This is a genomic window from Saccharomonospora azurea NA-128, assembly GCF_000231055.2.
Classification (GTDB): Bacteria; Actinomycetota; Actinomycetes; order Mycobacteriales; family Pseudonocardiaceae; genus Saccharomonospora; species Saccharomonospora azurea.
This window is the reverse complement of sequence record NZ_CM001466.1, coordinates 3,701,606-3,719,721: the sequence shown is the minus strand read 5'-3', so window position 1 is coordinate 3,719,721 and position 18,116 is coordinate 3,701,606. Positions and strand designations below refer to the sequence as shown.

19 protein-coding genes are annotated in these 18,116 nt (G+C 71.9%); 4 read left to right on the top strand and 15 right to left on the bottom strand.

The window, feature by feature from the left end:
• Window position 1: 1 nt before the first annotated feature.
• The 6 genes from SACAZDRAFT_RS17095 to SACAZDRAFT_RS17070 all read right to left on the bottom strand — a co-directional run bounded on the left by SACAZDRAFT_RS17095 (window position 2) and on the right by SACAZDRAFT_RS17070 (window position 4,211).
• Complete coding sequence (locus SACAZDRAFT_RS17095; protein WP_005443767.1) at window positions 2–565, bottom strand: MarR family winged helix-turn-helix transcriptional regulator; 564 nt, start codon at window positions 563–565, stop codon at window positions 2–4.
• Window positions 566–639: 74 nt separating this feature from the next.
• On the bottom strand, window positions 640–1,449 hold the full coding sequence (locus SACAZDRAFT_RS17090; RefSeq protein WP_005443766.1) for a Nif3-like dinuclear metal center hexameric protein: 810 nt from the start codon (window positions 1,447–1,449) through the stop codon (window positions 640–642).
• A 22-nt stretch (window positions 1,450–1,471) separates the two neighbouring features.
• Window positions 1,472–2,077, bottom strand: a complete 606-nt coding sequence (locus SACAZDRAFT_RS17085; RefSeq protein WP_005450659.1) for a GTP-binding protein — start codon at window positions 2,075–2,077, stop codon at window positions 1,472–1,474.
• Window positions 2,078–2,081: 4 nt separating this feature from the next.
• On the bottom strand, window positions 2,082–2,444 hold the full coding sequence (locus SACAZDRAFT_RS17080; protein WP_005443764.1) for a DUF742 domain-containing protein: 363 nt from the start codon (window positions 2,442–2,444) through the stop codon (window positions 2,082–2,084).
• Window positions 2,441–2,860 carry a roadblock/LC7 domain-containing protein gene (locus SACAZDRAFT_RS17075; RefSeq protein ID WP_005443763.1) on the bottom strand — a complete coding sequence of 140 codons (420 nt, stop codon included), beginning with the start codon at window positions 2,858–2,860 and terminating at the stop codon, window positions 2,441–2,443. The genes SACAZDRAFT_RS17080 and SACAZDRAFT_RS17075 overlap by 4 nt, the downstream gene beginning before the upstream one ends.
• Before the next feature lie 10 nt (window positions 2,861–2,870).
• Window positions 2,871–4,211 (bottom strand): sensor histidine kinase, encoded by a 1,341-nt coding sequence (locus SACAZDRAFT_RS17070; protein ID WP_005443762.1) that lies wholly within the window; start codon window positions 4,209–4,211, stop codon window positions 2,871–2,873.
• Between the two features lie 214 nt (window positions 4,212–4,425).
• On the opposite strand from SACAZDRAFT_RS17070, the gene SACAZDRAFT_RS17065 reads away from it, so the two are divergent.
• The 3 genes from SACAZDRAFT_RS17065 to SACAZDRAFT_RS17055 are packed head-to-tail and all read left to right on the top strand — an operon-like array spanning window position 4,426 to window position 6,799.
• The gene (locus SACAZDRAFT_RS17065) at window positions 4,426–4,929 is read left to right on the top strand and encodes a low molecular weight protein-tyrosine-phosphatase (RefSeq protein WP_050983477.1); all 504 of its coding nucleotides are present in this window, start codon (window positions 4,426–4,428) and stop codon (window positions 4,927–4,929) included.
• The gene (locus SACAZDRAFT_RS17060) at window positions 4,926–5,801 is read left to right on the top strand and encodes a fructosamine kinase family protein (RefSeq protein ID WP_005443760.1); all 876 of its coding nucleotides are present in this window, start codon (window positions 4,926–4,928) and stop codon (window positions 5,799–5,801) included. Before SACAZDRAFT_RS17065 ends, SACAZDRAFT_RS17060 begins: the two co-directional genes overlap by 4 nt.
• A 53-nt stretch (window positions 5,802–5,854) precedes the next feature.
• On the top strand, window positions 5,855–6,799 hold the full coding sequence (locus tag SACAZDRAFT_RS17055) for an SURF1 family cytochrome oxidase biogenesis protein (RefSeq protein ID WP_433409394.1): 945 nt from the start codon (window positions 5,855–5,857) through the stop codon (window positions 6,797–6,799).
• On the opposite strand, the gene SACAZDRAFT_RS17050 is transcribed toward SACAZDRAFT_RS17055, so the two are convergent.
• The 6 genes from SACAZDRAFT_RS17050 to SACAZDRAFT_RS17025 form a co-directional block, all read right to left on the bottom strand.
• A complete protein-coding gene (locus tag SACAZDRAFT_RS17050; protein WP_040928016.1) occupies window positions 6,796–7,746 on the bottom strand; it encodes a cobalamin biosynthesis protein CobD/CbiB in 951 nt (316 codons plus the stop codon). The two genes, SACAZDRAFT_RS17055 and SACAZDRAFT_RS17050, sit on opposite strands and share 4 nt — an antisense overlap.
• 54 nt (window positions 7,747–7,800) lie before the next feature.
• The gene (nudC, locus tag SACAZDRAFT_RS17045; RefSeq protein WP_005443756.1) at window positions 7,801–8,817 is read right to left on the bottom strand and encodes an NAD(+) diphosphatase; all 1,017 of its coding nucleotides are present in this window, start codon (window positions 8,815–8,817) and stop codon (window positions 7,801–7,803) included.
• Window positions 8,814–10,214, bottom strand: a complete 1,401-nt coding sequence (locus SACAZDRAFT_RS17040; RefSeq protein WP_005443753.1) for a M16 family metallopeptidase — start codon at window positions 10,212–10,214, stop codon at window positions 8,814–8,816. The genes nudC and SACAZDRAFT_RS17040 overlap by 4 nt, the downstream gene beginning before the upstream one ends.
• A complete protein-coding gene (locus SACAZDRAFT_RS17035) occupies window positions 10,211–11,497 on the bottom strand; it encodes a M16 family metallopeptidase (RefSeq protein WP_005443752.1) in 1,287 nt (428 codons plus the stop codon). The genes SACAZDRAFT_RS17040 and SACAZDRAFT_RS17035 overlap by 4 nt, the downstream gene beginning before the upstream one ends.
• 88 nt (window positions 11,498–11,585) lie before the next feature.
• A complete protein-coding gene (locus SACAZDRAFT_RS17030) occupies window positions 11,586–12,377 on the bottom strand; it encodes an SGNH/GDSL hydrolase family protein (RefSeq protein WP_005443751.1) in 792 nt (263 codons plus the stop codon).
• Window positions 12,378–12,512: 135 nt separating this feature from the next.
• Window positions 12,513–13,397: a hypothetical protein gene (locus tag SACAZDRAFT_RS17025; RefSeq protein WP_005443750.1), complete on the bottom strand. Its 885-nt coding sequence runs from the start codon at window positions 13,395–13,397 to the stop codon at window positions 12,513–12,515.
• 133 nt (window positions 13,398–13,530) lie between these two features.
• Here SACAZDRAFT_RS17025 and SACAZDRAFT_RS17020 point away from each other — a divergent pair, with 133 nt between their 5' ends.
• Entirely contained in the window at window positions 13,531–14,607 is a 1,077-nt protein-coding gene (locus tag SACAZDRAFT_RS17020; protein ID WP_005443749.1) for a neutral zinc metallopeptidase, read from the top strand.
• 19 nt (window positions 14,608–14,626) lie between these two features.
• Here SACAZDRAFT_RS17020 and SACAZDRAFT_RS17015 read toward each other — a convergent pair whose 3' ends face one another.
• The 3 genes from SACAZDRAFT_RS17015 to SACAZDRAFT_RS22610 form a co-directional block, all read right to left on the bottom strand.
• Window positions 14,627–14,995: a hypothetical protein gene (locus SACAZDRAFT_RS17015; RefSeq protein WP_005450679.1), complete on the bottom strand. Its 369-nt coding sequence runs from the start codon at window positions 14,993–14,995 to the stop codon at window positions 14,627–14,629.
• A gap of 206 nt (window positions 14,996–15,201) precedes the next feature.
• Window positions 15,202–16,287: a potassium channel family protein gene (locus SACAZDRAFT_RS17010; protein ID WP_005443747.1), complete on the bottom strand. Its 1,086-nt coding sequence runs from the start codon at window positions 16,285–16,287 to the stop codon at window positions 15,202–15,204.
• A 19-nt stretch (window positions 16,288–16,306) separates the two neighbouring features.
• Window positions 16,307–18,116 (bottom strand): 3'-5' exonuclease (locus SACAZDRAFT_RS22610; RefSeq protein ID WP_005443746.1); only part of this gene is annotated, 1,810 nt, incomplete at its 5' end.

Below are 18,116 nucleotides of genomic sequence, written 5' to 3'. Positions count from 1 at the left end.
CTCAGTTGCGGCCCCGGACGTCGAACTGGTGCCGGTTGGTGATCAGCTTGTTGAGCAGCATGATCAGGATTCGCTGCTCGGTGTCGGTCAACACCGTGGCCCACTCGTGCTCGCGTTCGTTGTGCACGCGGAAGACGCTCACCATGTGCGTGTGCCCCTTCTCCGTGAGCGACAGCCGGACCGACCGGCCGTCGCGCGCGTCGGGGCTGCGGTCGAGCAGGTCCTCCGCCACCAGCGTCTTCGCCAGGTTCGACACGGCGGCCCTGCTCATCCCGGTCAGCACGGCGGCGCGCTTGGGCTCCAACGGCCCGGCCAGCCAGGTGACGAACAGCAGCCGGAACGCCGACCAGGACAACCCGTGCGGCCGGTGCACCGCCGCCTCCAGGTCGTAGGTGACGATGTTCGACGCGCGGTTGAGGGTCAGCAGGACCTCGGTCGCCAACTGGTGACGGAAGCCGTACTCGGTGGCGAGCCGGTGGTTGGCGAGTTCGACGAACGACCAGAAGTCGAGATCGTTCGTGGCGGACTGCCCCCCGCTCACGTCGTTGGTCGCCTCGTCGCTCATGCCCTCACTGTAGAGAGTCGCCGACCTGCGCAGACGGGGATACCACCGCAGTCATCGGCTTCCCCGCGCCGGGCCTACTCCCCGGCCCGCAGCGTCCACGGATCGGTGCACGTCGTCGAGACCCGCACCTCCACGTCGCACGTTGCCCGGACGACCTCGGCCGCCTGCTCGCACCAGGGCCACTCACTGGCCCAGTGGGTGAGCCCGACGAGAGCGGGACCGCCCTGTTCCAGGTGTTCCCCGGCGGGATGGTGCCGCAGGTCCGCGGTCACGTAGGCGTCGACTCCGGCCGCGGTCGCCGCCCCGAGGTAGCTGTCCCCGGCGCCGCCGGACACCGCGACCGTGCGCACGAGCCGGTCGGGGTCCCCGGCTCCCAACACGCCGGGACGCGTCGCCGGGAGAGCCGCACCCACGCGCCGCACGAACTCACCGAACGGCACCGCCTCCGGCAGTTCGCCGATCCGGCCGATGCCGGTGGAACCGTCCCCGGTGGCGTGCGGCGCGAGCGGGCGCAACACCCGGAGTCCGATGCGCTCGGCCAGCGCGTCCGACACTCCGGGCACCGCCGAGTCCGCGTTGGTGTGAGCGCAGAACAGCGCCACGTGCGAGCGCACCATGCGGTGCACGAGCCGCCCCTTGGCGGTGTCGGTCCCCACGCCGTGGACCCCGCGCAGCAACAGCGGGTGGTGCGCCACGATGAGTTGGGCACCCCACTCGATCGCCTCGTCCACCGTGGCCGTCACCGGGTCCACGCACACCAGGACACGCTCGACCGGCTCGGCCGGGTCGCCACACACCAGTCCCACCGCGTCCCACGACTCGGCGAGCTCGCGAGGGTAGGCCGCGTCGAGGGCGGCGATCACGTCGGACACTGTCGAAGCCATGCCGTGATCCTGCCAAACCCGGTCAGCGTCGCGCGTTGCGTGCCCGCGACATCGTGTACAGGTGGTGGACGAGGGTGATCAGCACGTGTTTGGCCGAGTCGCGCTCACGCGCGTCGCAGTCCACGATCGGCACCGCCTCGTGCACCGCGAGCGCCTCCCGCAACTCGTCGAGCCCGTGCGCGCTGCCGGGGAAGTTGTTGCGGGCCACCACGAACGGCATGCCGTAGTGCTCCAGGCGGTCGATGGCGTACCACGAGTCCTCGATGCGGCGGGTGTCGACCAACACCACCGCCCCCAACGTCCCGGCGAAGAGCCGGTCCCACAGGAACCAGAAACGCCGCTGCCCCGGCGCGCCGAACAGGTACAGCACGAGATCGTCGGTCAACGACACCCGGCCGAAGTCGAACGCGACCGTGGTGCGCAGTTTCGTGGCCACCCCGGCGGTGTCGTCGACACCTCGACCGGCCTCGGTCATCGTCTCCTCGGTGGACAACGGCCGGATCTCGCTGACCGAGCGGACCAGCGTGGTCTTGCCGGCACCGAAGCCGCCGACGATGACGATCTTCGCCCCGTCCTTCGCGGTGCTGCGCAGGGGCGTACGGCCTCCGAGCCGGGTGGGGGTGTCCACGCGCTCAGAGATTGCGGAGTCCAACAAGGACCTTCTCCAGGAAAGCAGGGTCGGGAAGCTGGTCGAGCGCACGCGGAGCGCTGGGATGGCGCGCCGTCACGTCGCCCGCGTTCAACAGGTCGGTGATCAGGATCTTGGCGACGCTGACTGGCAGGCCCACGTCGGCGGCGATCTCGACGACCGCCGTCGGATTGGCACACAGCATCAGGATGCGAGCGTGTTCGGACTGCATGCCGGGCTCGGGCTCGCGCTCGCTCACGATGAGCGTGACGAGGTCGAGCTCGGCGTCCTCCGCCCTGCTCCGCCCGCACGTGATCGTGTACAGCCGGTCGGGCCTGTCGTGAGCGGCCTCGGTGTCGGACATCATGCTGGCTGGCCGGCGCGACGGCGGTGCCGCGGCGGCGCGGTGAGGAACGCGCCGATCTGCTCCACCATCTCGTTCATCTTGTGACCCACGAGCCCGACGTCGGCGTTGTCCCGCGCCACCATCGCCAGGTGGGCGCCCTCACCGGCCTCCACCACGAACAGCAGACCGCCGTGGAACTCGGTCATGGACTGGCGCACGCCTCCCGAACCGTCACCGAACTCGGCTGACGCGCTCTGGGCGAGCGCCTGCACGCCGGCGGCGATCGCCGCCAGCTGGTCGGCCTGATCGACCCCGAGGTTGCGGGTGTGGCACAGCTTCAGGCCGTCGCGCGAGAGCACCAGGGCGTAGCGGGCTCCCGGCGTCTGCTCCAGCAGGCTCTGCAAGAACCATTCGAGACTCTGGTCGGTGACGCTCATGATCAGTCCCTCAGTCGGCTGTGGTCGGTGGAGTGTGCGGACGGATCGCGGTGCGGAACGCGCTGAACCGGGCGCCCGCGTCGGCGCGCGGCTTGACCTCCGCACGATGCCGGGCCCTCGGCGGAGGTGGAGAACCCGTGAGGGTCTGCCCACGGCGACGCTTCGGCAGCCGCCCCGCCGGTGGCGCCTGCTGCACTGCCCGGTCGTCCACGGGACGGCGGTTGCGCACGGTCGGCTCGTCCTCGGGGCAGGGTTTCGTGATCAACGTGGCCGGGATGCGCACCACCACGCTGACGCCCCCGCGCGGCGAACGGCGGAAGCGCACGCGGAGCTGGTGCTTGCGCGCCAGGCGTCCGACGACCGCGAGCCCCAGCCGGGTGCCGGAGAGGGCCGCGAGGTCGAGCGGCTCGGTGGTGGACACGGCGCGTTCGGCCCGTTCCAGGGCGCTCGGCTTCATCCCGAGTCCGGCGTCCTCGACGATCACCACCACGCCGGACGACAGCTCCTCGACGTACACGTGCACGCTCTCCGAGGGCTTGGAGAACTTCGTCGCGTTGTCCATGAGCTCGGCGAGCGCGTGCATGACGTCCTCGGCGGCGTATCCCACGACGGCCGCCGTGCACGTCGAGTGCAGCGTGACCCGCTGGTACGAGCCGATCCGGCCCATCGCGCCACGCAGGATGCTCTCCATGATGATCGGCTTGGTCCACCGCCTGCCCGTGCGGGCGCCGGTCAGCACCGCGATGCTGTCGGCGAGCCTGCCCGCCTGGGACGTGCAGTGGTCGAGCCTGAGCAGGTCACCCAGCACGTCCTCGTTGTGCCGGTACTCCATCTCGCGGAGGTCGGCCAGCATGCTGGTGGCCATGGCCTGCACCCGGCCCGCCGCGTTGGCGCACGCCGCCATCGCGGCCTCGCGCTGCCGTTCGCTCACGTCCAGCTCTTTCGCGAACAACTGCACAATCCGACCGGACAATGCATTCGAAAGATCCGGAATTTCATCCTTTACGGTGTCGAGCGACGCGCCTTCCCGTAAACGGCGTGCCATCACCGGAAGAATATCTTCAACCAGAAGGGTGAGCTCGCTTTCCGCCGATTCGGCAAGGCGGTTCACGTCCTGTAGTTGCGCGTAGTGGAAGGTCGCCACGTACGTCGCCACGCAGAGCAACGCGAGCGCGAATCCGCCGACGAGGAAGAGCGGAAGTCGTTGTGACGCAACGGTTTCCAGGCTAGCCCAGACCCAGAGACCGCCGGTCAGAACGACCGAGCAGGCCAGGGCCAGCAGAGCCCGACCGTTCGGCGAGTCCGAAGTGAGGGCGCGAAGCGCATGCGACGGGGAAATGGGAGCCCCCAAGGTCTACTAGGTGTGCTTGGCGTTCTTCGACACGAAGTCGGCGCTCGGGGCTACACAATTCCCGAATGCCGACGAGACCGGCAGCTTAGTCGAGCCGCCCGATACCTGCCACCGGACGCACTCCGTTCGGCCACGACATTTCCCCGAGCAGTACCATTCACAGCCATTCGACCCACCGAAAGGTGCCATCGCCACCGGGGAGACACTGGAGCTCATGGCCGACGACAGCACTCGCGCGCGAGTCGACGCGACCCACGACACGACCAGCATCGTCTTCGTCTGCTCCGGCAACATCTGCCGCTCGCCCATGGCCGAGATCGTCTTCCGCCGGCGCCTCGCCGAGCACGGCCTCGGCGACGCCGTGACCGTGCGCAGCGCGGGAACGGGCGGCTGGCACGTGGGCGAACCCGCCGACCCCCGCGCCCGGGAGACCCTGGCCGCCCACGGGTACCCGGTCGAGCACACCGCGCGGCAGGTCGGCCACGAGCACCTCGACGCCGACCTGCTCGTGGCGGCCGACAAGAGTCACCTGCGCGACCTGCGGGTCCTCGTCGACGACCCCGACCGGGTGAGGTTGTTGCGCAGTTTCGACCCCACCGCGCCCGCCGACGCCGAGGTGCCCGATCCCTACTACGGCGGCGACGAGGGCTTCGTCGAGGTGCTGGGCATGATCGAGCGGGCCGTGGACGGGCTGCTCGACTGGGTGCGACAGCGATGACCGACACCGCCGCCCGCACCGCCGCCGAGCGACACACCGGGGTCCGGGCCACCGGTACCCGGCCGCTCGCGAGCGAGGCCACCGTCGTGGACCTCGAGGACGGGCGCGCCGTGGTGGTCAAACGCGGCTCGGGGCCGGGAGCCGCCTCAGCGGAGGCCGCCGGGCTGCGCTGGCTGGGAGAACCGGGCGACGTGCCGATCCCCACGGTGCACGGGGTCGACGACGACCACCTGGTGCTCGACCACGTTCCCGAGGGCAGGCCCGACCGGGACGCCGCCGAGGCGTTCGGACGGGGCCTCGCCCGGCTGCACCTGCGCGGGGCGCCCGCGTTCGGCTCACCCCCGCCCGGCGGCCCGCGCGAGGCCTGGATCGGGCTCGCGCGCATGCTCAACGAACCGCACGACGACTGGCCGTCGTTCTACGCCCGCTGCCGGGTGCAGCCCTACGTGCGGCAGGGGGTGGACCAGGGCCTGTTCTCCCCCGGCGAAGCCGAGGTGTTCGACGAGGTGTGCGCGCGCCTCCCCGACCTCGCGGGTCCACCGGAGCCGCCCGCGCGCCTGCACGGCGACGCCTGGAGCGGCAACGTCCACTGGGCCACGGACGGGCGCGTGTGGCTCCTCGACCCGGCCGCCCACGGTGGGCATCGGGAGACCGACCTGGCCATGCTCCGGCTGTTCTCCGCACCACTGCTCGACCACGTCCTCGGCGCCTACCGTGAGGCGGCGCACGACCTCGGCCGGCCGCTCGCCTCCGGGGACGAGCGGAGAGTGCCGTTGCACCAGCTCTTTCCACTGCTGGTGCACACCGTTCTGTTCGGTGGCGGTTACGCACGGCAAGCACTCGCGGCCGCGCGCGCGGCACTGCGCGACTAACGGCGCGGACCCCTCTCGGACGAGACCTCGGACACCCGCATACCGTGGTGGTCGTGCGCTGGAAATCGCTGCTCCAGCCGGGTTGGCTGGCGCTCACGCTCGTCGTGTTCGGGTTCGCCGTGACCTGTTACACGGTGCTCGCGCCGTGGCAGTTCGAACGCCACGAGGATCGCAAGGCGCAGAACGACGCCGTGTCGACGTCCTTCACGGAGCAGCCGCGCCCACTGGGAGAGGTCCTGCCGGACGGACGTCCACCGGGACCGGACACCGAGTGGCGCAGAGTGGTGGTCGAGGGCACCTACCTGCCCGAACACGAGGTCGTCGCCCGCCTGCGCACGGTGCAGGGGCAGCCGGCCTTCGAGGTGCTCACGCCTCTGCGGACCACCAGTGGCCGGATCGTGCTGATCGACCGCGGCTACCTGCGCCCCGACAACGGCGACGTCCCGCCGTACGCCGCCCCGCCGGGCGGCACCGTGCGCGTCGAGGCCCGGGTGCGGGGCGACGAGACCGACCCGCAACACCGCGACGCGTTCGCCGACGCCTCCACCCAGGGGAAACTGCACGCCTACACGATCGACTCGCGCACCGTCTCCCGAGCCAGCGGCCTCGACATCTCCCCCGGGTATCTGGTGCTCACCGAGGGGCAACCGGGTGTGCTCGGCGCGCTGCCGTTGCCCACGCTGGAGGCCGGACCGTACTTCTCCTACGCCCTGCAGTGGGTGGCGTTCGGCTCGATGGCGATCATCGGCTGGGCCTACTTCACGGTGCGGGAGCTGAAGCCCGGTGGCGCGCTGTCGGAGGAACGTCAGGGTGCCCCACGCCGCAAGTCGGTGGCGGAGATGCTCGCCGAGGACGACGCGGCCGAGGAAGCCGCACGAGAGGCCGAGCGAGCCGAACGGGCGGGCGACGAGGGCTCGGCGGAGGGTGCTCCGCGCGGCAAGACGTCCGAGAGCACCGTCGGTGGCGGGCAGTCCCACACCGACGCCTCGCGGTCCTAGCCGCGGCGCCGGCGACGCAGCCTCGGCCTCAGCGCGACGACGGCCGAGGTCACCCCTGCCAGCCAGCCGACCACGCGGGAGAGCTCCACGGCGCGGGTGACGTGCCCGGCGTCCGGGTTGCGCCCATCGCCCAGCACGGGCAGCTCCCGCACCCCGTCCGGGTACGCCGTGCGTCCCCCGAGCCGCACCTCCAACGCCCCCGCGTAGGCGGCGACGACCCGGCCCGAGTTGGGATGCGGGTGCAGCACGGTGTCCCGGCGCCACGCCTGCCACGCGGCGCGAGCGGATCCGCCGACGACGGGCGCTCCGGCGACGGTCAGTGCGGCGGCCAGCCGGGTGGGCAGGAGGTTGACCACCGTGTCGAGGTGAGCGGAGGCGGCGCTGGAACGTCGCCGGTCCGGACGCTCGCCGGACGTGCGCCGGACCACGCCGACGGCGCGGGAGCCGAGCAGCCCCGGCACCCCGGCCACCGCGCCCCACAGCAGGGGCGCGACGACCGTGTCGGAGCTGTTGTGGGCGACGGCCTCCACGGAGGCCCGGGCCAGCGCGACCGCGTCGAGGTCGTCGGAACAGCGGGGATCCCAGTGCGCGAGTGTCTGCCGGGTGGCCCGGACGTCGCCGGTCTCCAGCTGCCGGGCCAGGGCCGTGCCGTCGGTGGCCAGGCGCGCTCCGCCGAGCACCGCCCACGTCCCGGCCGCGGTGGTCACCGCGTTCAGCAGCGGACGGGTTCGACCGACTCGTTCCACGGCCGCCCCGGCCAGCACGGCAGCACCCGCGACGGCACCGACGTGCACCGCGCCCGCCACCGGGTGATCCGCGGGGACCCGTCGCTGCACCGCACGGGCGGCCTGCGTGAGCGTCGCGTCCGCCCGCCCGCGCACCGACTCGCCGACCATCGCATCGGCCATGACGCCCAGAAGCAGTCCCACAGCCCGCGCCGCGCTCACCACACCTACCCCCGTGACTCTCGAACGCCGCGAGACTATCGCCTCGCGGACACCTCAGTCGCCGGCCTCTGCCCACGCGCGGATCATGACGTGTGCGATGGACGTCCCGCCGGGAAGCTGCAGGTCCGGGTCACCGTGCGTCAGCGCCGCCCGTACCCGGTCGCGGGACACCCATCTCGCGTCCTCGATCTCGCCGTCGGCGGGAGTGAGCGGCGTCCCGGAGTCGGCGCGCGCCGCGAACCCCACCATGACCGAGCGCGGGAACGGCCACGGCTGGCTGCCGAGGTAGCGGACGTCGCGGACGTCGACGCCCACCTCCTCGCGGATCTCGCGCTCGACGCACCGCTCCAGCGACTCGCCGGCCTCGACGAACCCGGCGAGCACCGAGTACCGGGTCGGCGGCCACGTCGGCTGCCGCGCCAGCAACACGTGCTCGCCGTTGACGCCGACGTCGTCGTGCACCAGGCAGATCACCGCCGGATCCGTTCGCGGGTACTCCTCGCGCCCGCACTGCTCGCAGCGGCTGGCCCAGCCGAACTGGTGCAGCCGGGTCACGCCACCGCACCGGGCGCAGTAACGGGCCCTGCGGTGCCAGTTGCGCAGCGCGAGAGCCGTGGTCAGCAGGCCCGCGGCCGTGTCGTCGAGCACGTCGCCGTGCAGCCTCAGCTCGACCCACGCCTCACCGGCGACGACGGGTACCTCCGCCGCTCTGCCCCAGCCGCCGGCGTCGAGCGCGACCATGCGCGCGTCCGGGCCGGGCTCCGCCGACACCGCCCAGAAGTCGGCGTCGGACCACCGGCCGAGGAAAACGGCCTCCGTCGGCACCTCGGAGGCGATGTCGAGCGCCGGAACGCTGACCAACGGCACGTCCTTCGGCACCACACCGACGACGCGGTCCTCCGGCACGGGCGCGCGGCCGTGGCCGTCCACGCGGATCACCCGCGCCGACGGCCACGCGGCCCGCAGCCGCTCGGGATCGGTGCGCAACGCCTCCTGGCGGTCGGCCGTCGAGCGCGACAGCGCCGGAGGCATGGTCAACCGGAAGGGACCGGAGCGCCTCACTGAGCTCATCGAGCCGGCCTGTCCCCCGCCACCTCGCCGTCCAGGGTCACCCCACCGAGCGCGGTCAACTTCGGGGCGAGCACCTCGGCGTCACCGACCACGACCCCCGTGAAGCGGTGCGGCGCGAAGAACTCCAGCGCCGCTTCCGCGACGTGGTCGGTGGTCACCGCGGCCAGGCGCTGCGGGTGTTCCGCCAGCCACTCGACGCCCAACCCGACGGAGGCCAGCGCCGCCAACTGGGTCGCCAACCCGGCCTGGGACGACGCCCCGATCAGCAGCGAGCCGATGGCGTACTGCCGCACGGAGTCGACCTCGGTGTCCGTGGGCGGCACGAGCCCGAGCCTGCCGAGCTCGTAGCGGGTCTCCAGCAACGCCGCCGCGGTCACCTCGCTGGCCGTGTCGGCCTCCACCTGGAGGGTGGCCTTCCCGCCGGTGAACTCGAAACCCGAGTGCGCGCCGTACGTGTAGCCCTTGTCCTCGCGGATGTTCTCCACGAGCCGGGAGGAGAAGTACCCGCCGTAGGCCAGGTTGGCGAGCTGGAGCGCCGGGTAACGCGGATCGGTCCTCGGCACCGCCTGCGCGGACAACCGCAGCTGCGACTGCACGGCGCCGGGTCGGCTGACGAGCAGCAGGTCCGCCGGCGTCAGGTCGGGAAGCTCGGGCAGCGTGCGCGCCCGCACGTCGCTCGACCAGCCCGCGAGCGCACGCTCGACCGCCGCGACCGCGGTCTCCGGCGTCACGTCGCCCACCACGACGAGGGTGGAGCCGCCCGGCAACACCGCCGACGCGTGCAGCGACCGCACCCGCTCGGGGTCGACGGCGGCGACGTCCTCGGCCCGCGGGATCTCGCGCGTGTACGGGTGGTCGCCGTAGCGCCTGCGCTGCAGGGCCTCGCGCGCGATCACCCTCGGCTGCGTCCGCGCGACCGCGAGTCGCTCGGAGATCCGGTCGGCCTCCCTGCGCACCTCGCCCTCCACATAGGAGGCCTCGGTCAGCACGTCGGTGAGCACGTCGAGCAGGTCGGGCAGCTTCTCGGCCAGCGCGCTGCCCGAGAGGCTGAGGTACTCGGGATCGACCATGGCACCCAGATCGCCGCCGATGAGCGCGAGATCGGTGTCGATGGCCACGCGATCACGACGCCGCGTGCCGGTGAGCAGCGTCTCGGCGAGCACCTCGGCCGTGGCGGCGTGCATGGCGTCGTCGCCCGCGAACGGGATCCTCAGCCGGAGCTCGACCATCGGCACCGTGGGCTTGTGCACGGCGAGCACCCGCAACCCGTTGCTCAACACCGTGTCCACATGCGACAGCTCTGCGGCGGGCTTCTGCTCGCCGAGCGGAGGGAGCTCCCTCGGGCCGCTTTCCGTGCGGCCGATCTCCTCGGCGGAGCGATGATCGGTCACGCTCACTGGGCACCTCCCTGTCCCGGTTCGACCACGAGAACGGCACGCGAGTCGGGGCGCAACGCCTTCGCGGCCTCGGACACCTGCTCGGCCGTCACCGCGGCCATGCGCTCGGGCAACGCGTACACGAGTCCCGCGTCACCGTGGAGCAGCTCCAACGACCCCAGCGCGAGCGTGCGCGACACGAGCCGGTCGTGGTCGGAGTGCAGCGCCGCGCTCCAGCGGGCCGTCACCTTGGCGAGTTCCTCCGGCCCCGGCGGTGTGGTGGCCAGCGCGTCGAGCTCGGCGTCGAGCGCGTCGAGCACCTGCTCGGTCGAGGTCTCCGGCGGGTGGATCGCCGTCACGGAGAACGTGTCGGGATCGCGCGCCTCGAACGGGCCGAACAGGCCCGCGCCGGCGCTGATGTCGGTGACCAGCGGCTCGTTGTGCACGAGCCGCTGCTGCAGGCGCGACGAGTCGCTGTCGGCGAGGACCCCGGCGAGCACGAGGTTCGCGAGGTAGGCGTCGAGCTCGTTGACGGGGTCGGGCATGCGGTAGCCCACCGCGAGCGCGGGCAGCGGCGCGTGCGGGTCGACGTGCGTGCCGCGCAGTTCCTCGGTGGGGCGCGGCTCGGCGAAGGACGGCCGCTGCGGTTTCGGCCGCGCGGGCACGTCGCCGAAGTGCTTGTGCACGAGCTCCCGCGTGCGGTCCACGTCCAGGTCACCCGCGACCGTGAGCACCGCGTTGGCGGGCGCGTAGTACGTGTCGAAGAACGCCGCGCAGTCGTCCAGCGTCGCCTGCTCCAGGTCGGTGAAGTCACCGTAACCGTTGTGGGCGTTGGGGAACGTCGAGTACAGCACCGGCGGCAGGAGGATCCACGGGAACCCGCCGTACGGCCGGTTCAGCACGTTGAGGCGGATCTCCTCCTTCACCACGTCGATCTGGTTGGCCAGGTTCTCCTGGGTCAGCTTGGGCGCGCGCATCCGGTCGGCCTCCAGGAACAGCGCGCGCTCCAGGGCGGCCGACGGCAACACCTCGAAGTAGTCGGTGTAGTCGGGGTGGGTGGACCCGTTGAACGTGCCCCCACTGCTCTGCACCCAGCGGAAGTGAGCGAGCTTCTCAAGGCTCTCACTGCCCTGGAACATGAGGTGTTCGAAGAGATGGGCGAACCCGGTGCGCCCTTCCGGTTCGGAGCGGAAGCCCACGTCGTAGTGCACGCTCACCCCGACGACCGGCGCCGTCGGGTCGGGGGCGAGCACGACCCGCAGGCCGTTGTCGAGGGTGAACTTGTGGAGTTCGGAGACGGCCATGACCACACCCTACGGGTATTGCCGGTCCCGGGAGCGCCACCGGCTGTCACGGTGCTCGCCGCGTGCTCGCCACGTGTTCACCGCTGTGTCACTGGGCACAGGACGCTTCGAGGAACGTCCACACGGCCGCGTGCACGACCCGGTGCCCGGCCTCCGTGAGGTGTGCCGCGTCGGCCAGGTAGAGCCCCTCGGCCTCCGGCGTGCCGCCCGGCGGCAGGTACTGGCCGAGGTCGAGCAGCTCCGCACCCTTCTCGGCGGCGACGGTCTCGATGACCGCGGTGTAGGCGTCCCACGAGTAGACCGGGTCCGGCACGAGGCGCGCGCCCATCTCGGGCGGCACCAGCAGCAGGACCGCGCTGCGGGGCGAGGCGCGCTGCAGCTCGGCCACGAGGCCGCGGTAGTGCTCGTCGAACTCGGTGGGCGCGAGGTCGGAGGCGAACTCGTTGGCCCCGAGCGCCACGATCACCAACGCGGGCTGGACGTCGTGGACGTACTCGCTCGCACTCGTGGTCTCGGGCCACCGACCGCCGGGGCGGAAGTCGGCCGCCAGGGCGCCGTTGTGCGCGAGGACGGTGGTGACCGTGCCCCACTCGTCGGACGCGCGACGCAGCACAGTGGACGTCCACCCGGCACCCGTCGGCTCGAACGCGCCGCCGCCCGGGTAGTCGGGCAGCCCGTAGCCCGTGCTGTGGGAGTCGCCCAGGACGACGATCGCCGACTGGTCGGCACACCACGTCGGAATCATGGCCGCCGTCGTGCGTGGAGCGAGACACCCCGACACCACGAACGCCACCACCAGCACCACACCCGCACCGGACGCACGACGAGATCGGCGAAGTCCCCGCCGTCCGCCGCGTCCCCAGCGCCCCACACGACCCACGGTGTCTCCTCGCCGCGACGCGCACGCCGGACACGATGCACCGGCGGCGTCACCGTCCTCGTCGTCGACACCGGCCCCCGCGTTTCACCCCTTCGGGAAATGCCTACGTGTGAGTGATGACACAGCACCCGCACGTCACTCCGCGCGAGCCGCCCGCGCGAGTTCGTCGGCCAGGTTCTCCCTGCGCATCCGCTGGTCGATGTACAGCAGCGCCGTCACCGCCGCCGAGAACGGCACCGTGATCGTGCGCGCCACGGCACCTCCGAGCTCCTGCAGCATCAGTTCCTCGGGCGTGTAACCGCGCTCGAACGCCTGCGGGTCGATCGCCAGGTTGAACGGCCACTGGATCAGGTACGACACCACCCACGTCACCAGCACCGCGGTCACGAGCACGCCGAACACCCGCCACCACGCGCCCTGCACGAGCGCCACGGAACGACGCAGCGCGGTACCGAGCGTGCCGCGTTCGAGCACCAGAGCCGGCGTGGCGAGGCTGAGCAGCGCGTACAACCACACACCGGGCACGATGAAGAACGCGGTGCCGACCATCACCGCCAGCGTCACCACCAGGGTGAGGCCGAGCAGCGTCACCAGTCGCGGACGCAGCTCCTCCCACGCCCCACGCACCCCGACCGACTGACCGAGCACCGCCCTGCCGACCACGACCGTCAGCAGTCCGGACAGGAACGTCTGCGTCACCAGGGTGATCAGCGCCAGGACACCGAACTGTGGCAACGCCTCCTGCAACTGGGTCACCGCCTGGTCGAGCTGGACCTCGGGGGGCGCGTTCTCGTCGATCACCGGAGCGGGGCTCGTGGCGTCGAGCACCCACAGGTCGGCGGCGTAGTAGACGACGGCGCTCAGCAACGCCACCACCGCGGCGGAGCCGAACACCACACCCGCGTACCGGCGCATGGTCGTGACAGCGCCCTCGACGATCTCGCCGAGCATCAGCGGTCGCAGGGGGATGACGCCCGGGCGCCGCTCGCGGGACGTGGACCAGCCTGAGGAGTCGGACATGTCTCCATCCTGACGGTTGCCCCGGCCGTCGCATCCGCCCGGGTCCCGGCGATCGGGACCGCCGCGGGGTCCCGACCGGGGTTCGGCTCGCTATGCTGGCGACGAGTTCCATCGACCGCGCGGGGACGACCAGATGACACAACCGCCACCCTGGCCGGGCCCCCCGGGCCACGGTCATGGCCCGCAGCACGGCCAGGGTCCGCCCTCGCCCCACGGCCCGCACTTCACCCCACCCCGCAAGCGGGCGTGGCCGTACGTGCTGGCGTACGGCGGTGGAACGATGCTGCTGTCGCTGGCGCTCGTGCTGGTGTACGTGTTCACGGCCGGGACCGGCTCCCGCGTGCCGCACACCGATTCGGCCGCGTCCGCACCGGCCCCGCCCCCGGTGAGCTCCACCGGCGCGTTCCCGACGACCACGAGCCAGAGCGACTCGCCGAGCTCCACGCCCCCGGCGGGCGGTGCCTCGGCGACGGGCCAGGCGAACCGACCGGCGAAGGTGTTCGCCCTCGCCGACCACCCGATCCTGCAGGACCCGAACGCGGGACTCGCCAACCGCGCCTGCGAACTGCCCGCGTGGCAGAGCACGCCGGAGGGCGCGAAGGCGTTCTTCACCGCCGCCCGCGGGTGTCTCGACGAGGCGTGGGAGCCGTTCCTGAGGGCGTACAACCTGCCGTTCGAGCCACCGCGGCTGCATTTCCCGTCGGCGGCGAGTTTCGACACCCAGTGCGGCAAGATCAATGTCGGGATCGCCACGGCCGCGTACTACTGCGAAGGCGACCTCTACCTGCCCTTCGACGGTCTGCAGACCGAACAGTACGGCGACGCGCCCGGTGTCTACCTCGCGCTGTTCGCGCACGAGTACGGCCACCACGTCCAGGAGATGGCGGGGATCATGGACGCGGCGTGGGAGCGCATCTACGCCGAGGGCCAGGACAGCGCGGCCGGGCGGGAGATGTCCCGGCGCAAGGAACTGCAGGCGCAGTGCTTCTCGGGGATGTTCCTCGGCGCGCACGTGGACCAGGGCGGCTCGGTGACCCGCGCGATGTACGACGCCGCCTGGTACGACCAGGAGACCCGTGGCGACGACACGTCGGGCACCCACGACCACGGCAGCAACGCCAACTACGCGAAGTGGTGGCGTGCCGGGGCCTACGACAACCGCATCGTCGACTGCAACACGTTCGCGGCCCCGAGCGAGGACGTGTCCTGACCCCGCCGGACCGCGCCGCTCACACGAGACCGGCGCGAGGCCCCCGGGCCAGCAGGAAGGCGTAGGTTCCGCCGCTGACACAACCCAGTGTCAGCAGCCCGAGCCCCACCGGCCTGCGCAGGTCGTTGACGCCCGGCTCGGTGGCGGCCAGGGCCACCCGCACGGGGCCGTCGGTCTTGGTGGGGTCGTCGACGAGAGCGATGCTCAACGGCTCGTCCTGGTCGTGCCCGCACCCGCTCAGCAACCCCTTGTGGATCTTGCCGTTGAGCCGGAACCGCACGGTCTCCTCGGCGTCGGCCGTCGCACAGTCCACCGGATCCGTCACCTTCGCGTCGACGATCCGCCGTTCCCCCTCGGCCGAGGCGGAACCGAACAGCGAGGGACCCATCCACCACGCGCCGAGAAGGAGCAGTATCCCCGTCACCACGGCCACAGCGAGGGCCTGCGGGGTCAGTTGAGCGCTCCGCCGTCTGTCTGGGTTCGCTGGCTCCGGCACGGCTCAATGCTCCCAGAACATGGTTTCGCTGCCCACCACACGGTCCCCGACGCACCCCGCGCCGTGGGACCGGCTCGCCGACCCGTCGAATGGTCGGCTCACGACACCGTCTCCTCCCCCGCCGACACCTTCCTCACGTACAGCAGACGGTCGCCGGGTTCGAGCGAGTCCGCTTCGGGGGCGTCCACGCGGTAGAGCGTCCCGTCGCGCACGAGACCGAGCACGATGTCCGGCAGATGCCGCGGCGAGCCGCCCTCCTCGGAGGGGTCCACGGCCCGCTCGGCGATCGCGAGGCCCGCCTCGGGAGTGAGCAGGTCCTCGACCATGTCGACCACGCGGGGCGTGCGCGTCGCGATGCCGAGCAGCCGACCGGCCGTCTCGCTCGACACCACCACCTGGTCGGCTCCCGACTGCTTGAGCAGGTGGACGTTCTGCATCTCCCGCACCGACACGAGGATGCGCGCCTTCGGGTTGATCTCCCGGGCGCTGAGTGTCACGAGCACGGCCGTGTCGTCCCGGTTCGGCGCGACGATCACCGCCCGCGCCCGCTGCACCCCGGCGACCCGCAGCACGTCGGACCGGGTCGCCGAACCGTGCACGGTGATCAGCCCCCGAGCGCTCGCGACGTCGAGCGCGCCGCGGTCGCTGTCCACGACCACGACCTGGCTCGGGTCGGTGTCGCCCTCTCCCAGCAACGCGTTCACCGCCGAGCGGCCCTTGGTACCGAACCCGATGACGACCACGTGGTCGCGCACTCTGCGCCTCCAATTCTGGATCCGGAACGCCTGCCGGGATCGCTCGGTGAGCACCTCCAGTGTCGTCCCGATCAGCAGGATCAGGAACAACACCCGCAGGGGCGTGATCACCACGATGTTCACCAGCCGGGCGGTCTCGGTGGCGGGCGTGATGTCGCCGTAGCCCGTCGTCGACAGCGTCACGGTGGCGTAGTAGAAGCAGTCCAGCAGCGAGACACCGTCACCGTTGACGTCGCGGTAGCCGTCGCGTTCGAGGTAGACGACGAACACCACGGCGAGCAGGGCCAGCAGCGCCAACAGCAGCCGGCGGCCGATGGCGCGCGCCGGGGAGATCGCGCGGGCGGGCATGCTGACGACCCCCACCAGCGCGTGGCTCGGCCGGTCGGACAGTTTCTCCTCGCGGAGGGTGAACTTCCACGGTCTCACCATGACCGCGCGATACCCGTCGTCATGTCGCCTCACCCTGTTCTCGCCGCTCCGGCACCGTGCGCAGCAGTGCTCGCAGGCCGTCGGCGTCGAGGAGGTCCACGGGTCGCACGGTGCGGTTGGGGCGGACGTAGTGAAACGCCGCGCGGACCCGCTCCAGCGGTGTCCCGGACAGGGCGGCCCACGCCAGCCGGTACGCGGCGAGCTGCACCGACAACGTCGGCAGCCGCTCGGCGTCGGGCAGCGCGCCCGTCTTCCAGTCCACCACGGTCCATCCGCCGTCCGGGTCGGCGAACACCGCGTCCATGCGGCCTCGCACGGTGATCCCGTCGACGTCGGTGGAGAACGGCACCTCCACGTCGTGCGGGGTGCGCCGGGCCCACTCGCTGCGCTCGAACGCCTCCTTGAGGGCCTCCAGGTGGGCCGTGTCGTCGGCGTGGTCGTCGGCGTCGTGGGCTCCCCCGAGACCGTCGAACAGGCCGTCCGGGTCGGCCGCGCCCGGCAGGTCGTCGAGATCGAACAGCTTGTCGCCGGAGAAGCGGCGCTCCAGCCACCCGTGGAACTCCGTCCCGCGGCGGGCGTGGGCGTTCGGCGGGAACGGCAGCGGCCTGCGCAACCTCCGCGCGAGGTCCTCGGGTTGACCCGCGAGATCGACGAGCTGGCTGACCGACAGCGTGGCGGGCAGGTCGATCTCGGCCTCCGGCTCCCGTGCACGCGCCCGCTCGGCCAGGAGCACGTCGGTGTCGCTCACCCAGCCGTCCGGGTCGTCGATCTCCTCGCCGGTGTTCTCGGTGTCCGCTCCGGCGTCCTCGGTGTTCTCCAGCGCCTCCAGTGCCTCCAGCACGAGCCGCGCGCCCTCGTTCACCGCCGAACGACGGCCGCCGAGCGGATCGACCGGCCACTCCAGCTCGCGCGAGACCTCGGAGAGGGGGTTGTCCTCGGCGTCCTCGGCCCACTGCTCCAGCACGCCGACGTCCGGTTGCTCGCGAACGCGCTCCGCGACCTCCAGCAGGAACTCCGACGGCGCCTTCGGCTTCGTCGCCGCGGGATCGTTCCACCGGTGGCCGGAGACGAGCAGGCAGTGCTCCGAACGCGTCAACGCCACGTAACACAGCCTGCGCTCCTCGTCGGCGTGCCGCTCCTTGAAGCGCTCCTCGTGGTCGGTGAGGGCGTCCTTGACCTGCCGCCGGTCCTCGCCGCCGCGGAGGTCCAGCGACGGCAGGTCCTGCGCGTCACCGCGCAGCGCGGCGGGCAACTCGGCGACCGTCTTCAACCACGACGAGGACTTGCGCTCGTTGGGAAACACCTTGTCGACCAGGTGCGGCACGGCCACGATCCGCCACTCCAGGCCCTTCGCCGCGTGCACGGTGAGGACCTGCACCCGCTCCGGGGCGACCTCCACCTCGCCCGGTTCGAGTCCGTCCTCGGCGCGGGAGGCGGTGGTGAGGTAGTCGACGAACGACAGCAGCGTGGCGGTCGGCGAGCTCTCGGCGTAGTCGTGGACGACCTCGGCGAACGCATCGAGGTGGGCACGACCCACCGCTCCCGGCCGGGCCAGTGCCTCGACGCCCAGCAGCATCGTGCGTTCGACGTCGGCCACCAGCTCCGGCAACGGCTGGTCGAGCCTGCGCCGCAACGCCCCCAGCTCCTGGCTCAGCCTGCGGATCCGGGTGTAGCCCTCCTCCGAGTACCGCGACGGATCACCGGGGTCGTCGAGCGCGTCCACCAGCCCCGCCTGCTCGGCGCGCTCGGCCACGGCGGCGCCTTCCACCGGGTCGGCGGCCGACAACTCCCCCGCCCGGCGCCACAGGGCGGCGAGGTCGGCGGCACCG

Bases quoted from the DNA above. Each gene is read 5' to 3' on its own strand.
- SACAZDRAFT_RS17095 (WP_005443767.1), bottom strand. From the start codon at position 565: ATGAGCGACGAGGCGACCAACGACGTGAGCGGGGGGCAGTCCGCCACG.
- SACAZDRAFT_RS17090 (WP_005443766.1), bottom strand. From the start codon at position 1,449: ATGGCTTCGACAGTGTCCGACGTGATCGCCGCCCTCGACGCGGCCTAC.
- SACAZDRAFT_RS17080 (WP_005443764.1), bottom strand. From the start codon at position 2,444: ATGATGTCCGACACCGAGGCCGCTCACGACAGGCCCGACCGGCTGTAC.
- SACAZDRAFT_RS17075 (WP_005443763.1), bottom strand. From the start codon at position 2,860: ATGAGCGTCACCGACCAGAGTCTCGAATGGTTCTTGCAGAGCCTGCTG.
- SACAZDRAFT_RS17065 (WP_050983477.1), top strand. From the start codon at position 4,426: ATGGCCGACGACAGCACTCGCGCGCGAGTCGACGCGACCCACGACACG.
- SACAZDRAFT_RS17060 (WP_005443760.1), top strand. From the start codon at position 4,926: ATGACCGACACCGCCGCCCGCACCGCCGCCGAGCGACACACCGGGGTC.
- nudC (WP_005443756.1), bottom strand. From the start codon at position 8,817: ATGAGCTCAGTGAGGCGCTCCGGTCCCTTCCGGTTGACCATGCCTCCG.
- SACAZDRAFT_RS17035 (WP_005443752.1), bottom strand. From the start codon at position 11,497: ATGGCCGTCTCCGAACTCCACAAGTTCACCCTCGACAACGGCCTGCGG.
- SACAZDRAFT_RS17025 (WP_005443750.1), bottom strand. From the start codon at position 13,397: ATGTCCGACTCCTCAGGCTGGTCCACGTCCCGCGAGCGGCGCCCGGGC.
- SACAZDRAFT_RS17020 (WP_005443749.1), top strand. From the start codon at position 13,531: ATGACACAACCGCCACCCTGGCCGGGCCCCCCGGGCCACGGTCATGGC.
- SACAZDRAFT_RS17015 (WP_005450679.1), bottom strand. From the start codon at position 14,995: ATGGGTCCCTCGCTGTTCGGTTCCGCCTCGGCCGAGGGGGAACGGCGG.
- SACAZDRAFT_RS17010 (WP_005443747.1), bottom strand. From the start codon at position 16,287: ATGGTGAGACCGTGGAAGTTCACCCTCCGCGAGGAGAAACTGTCCGAC.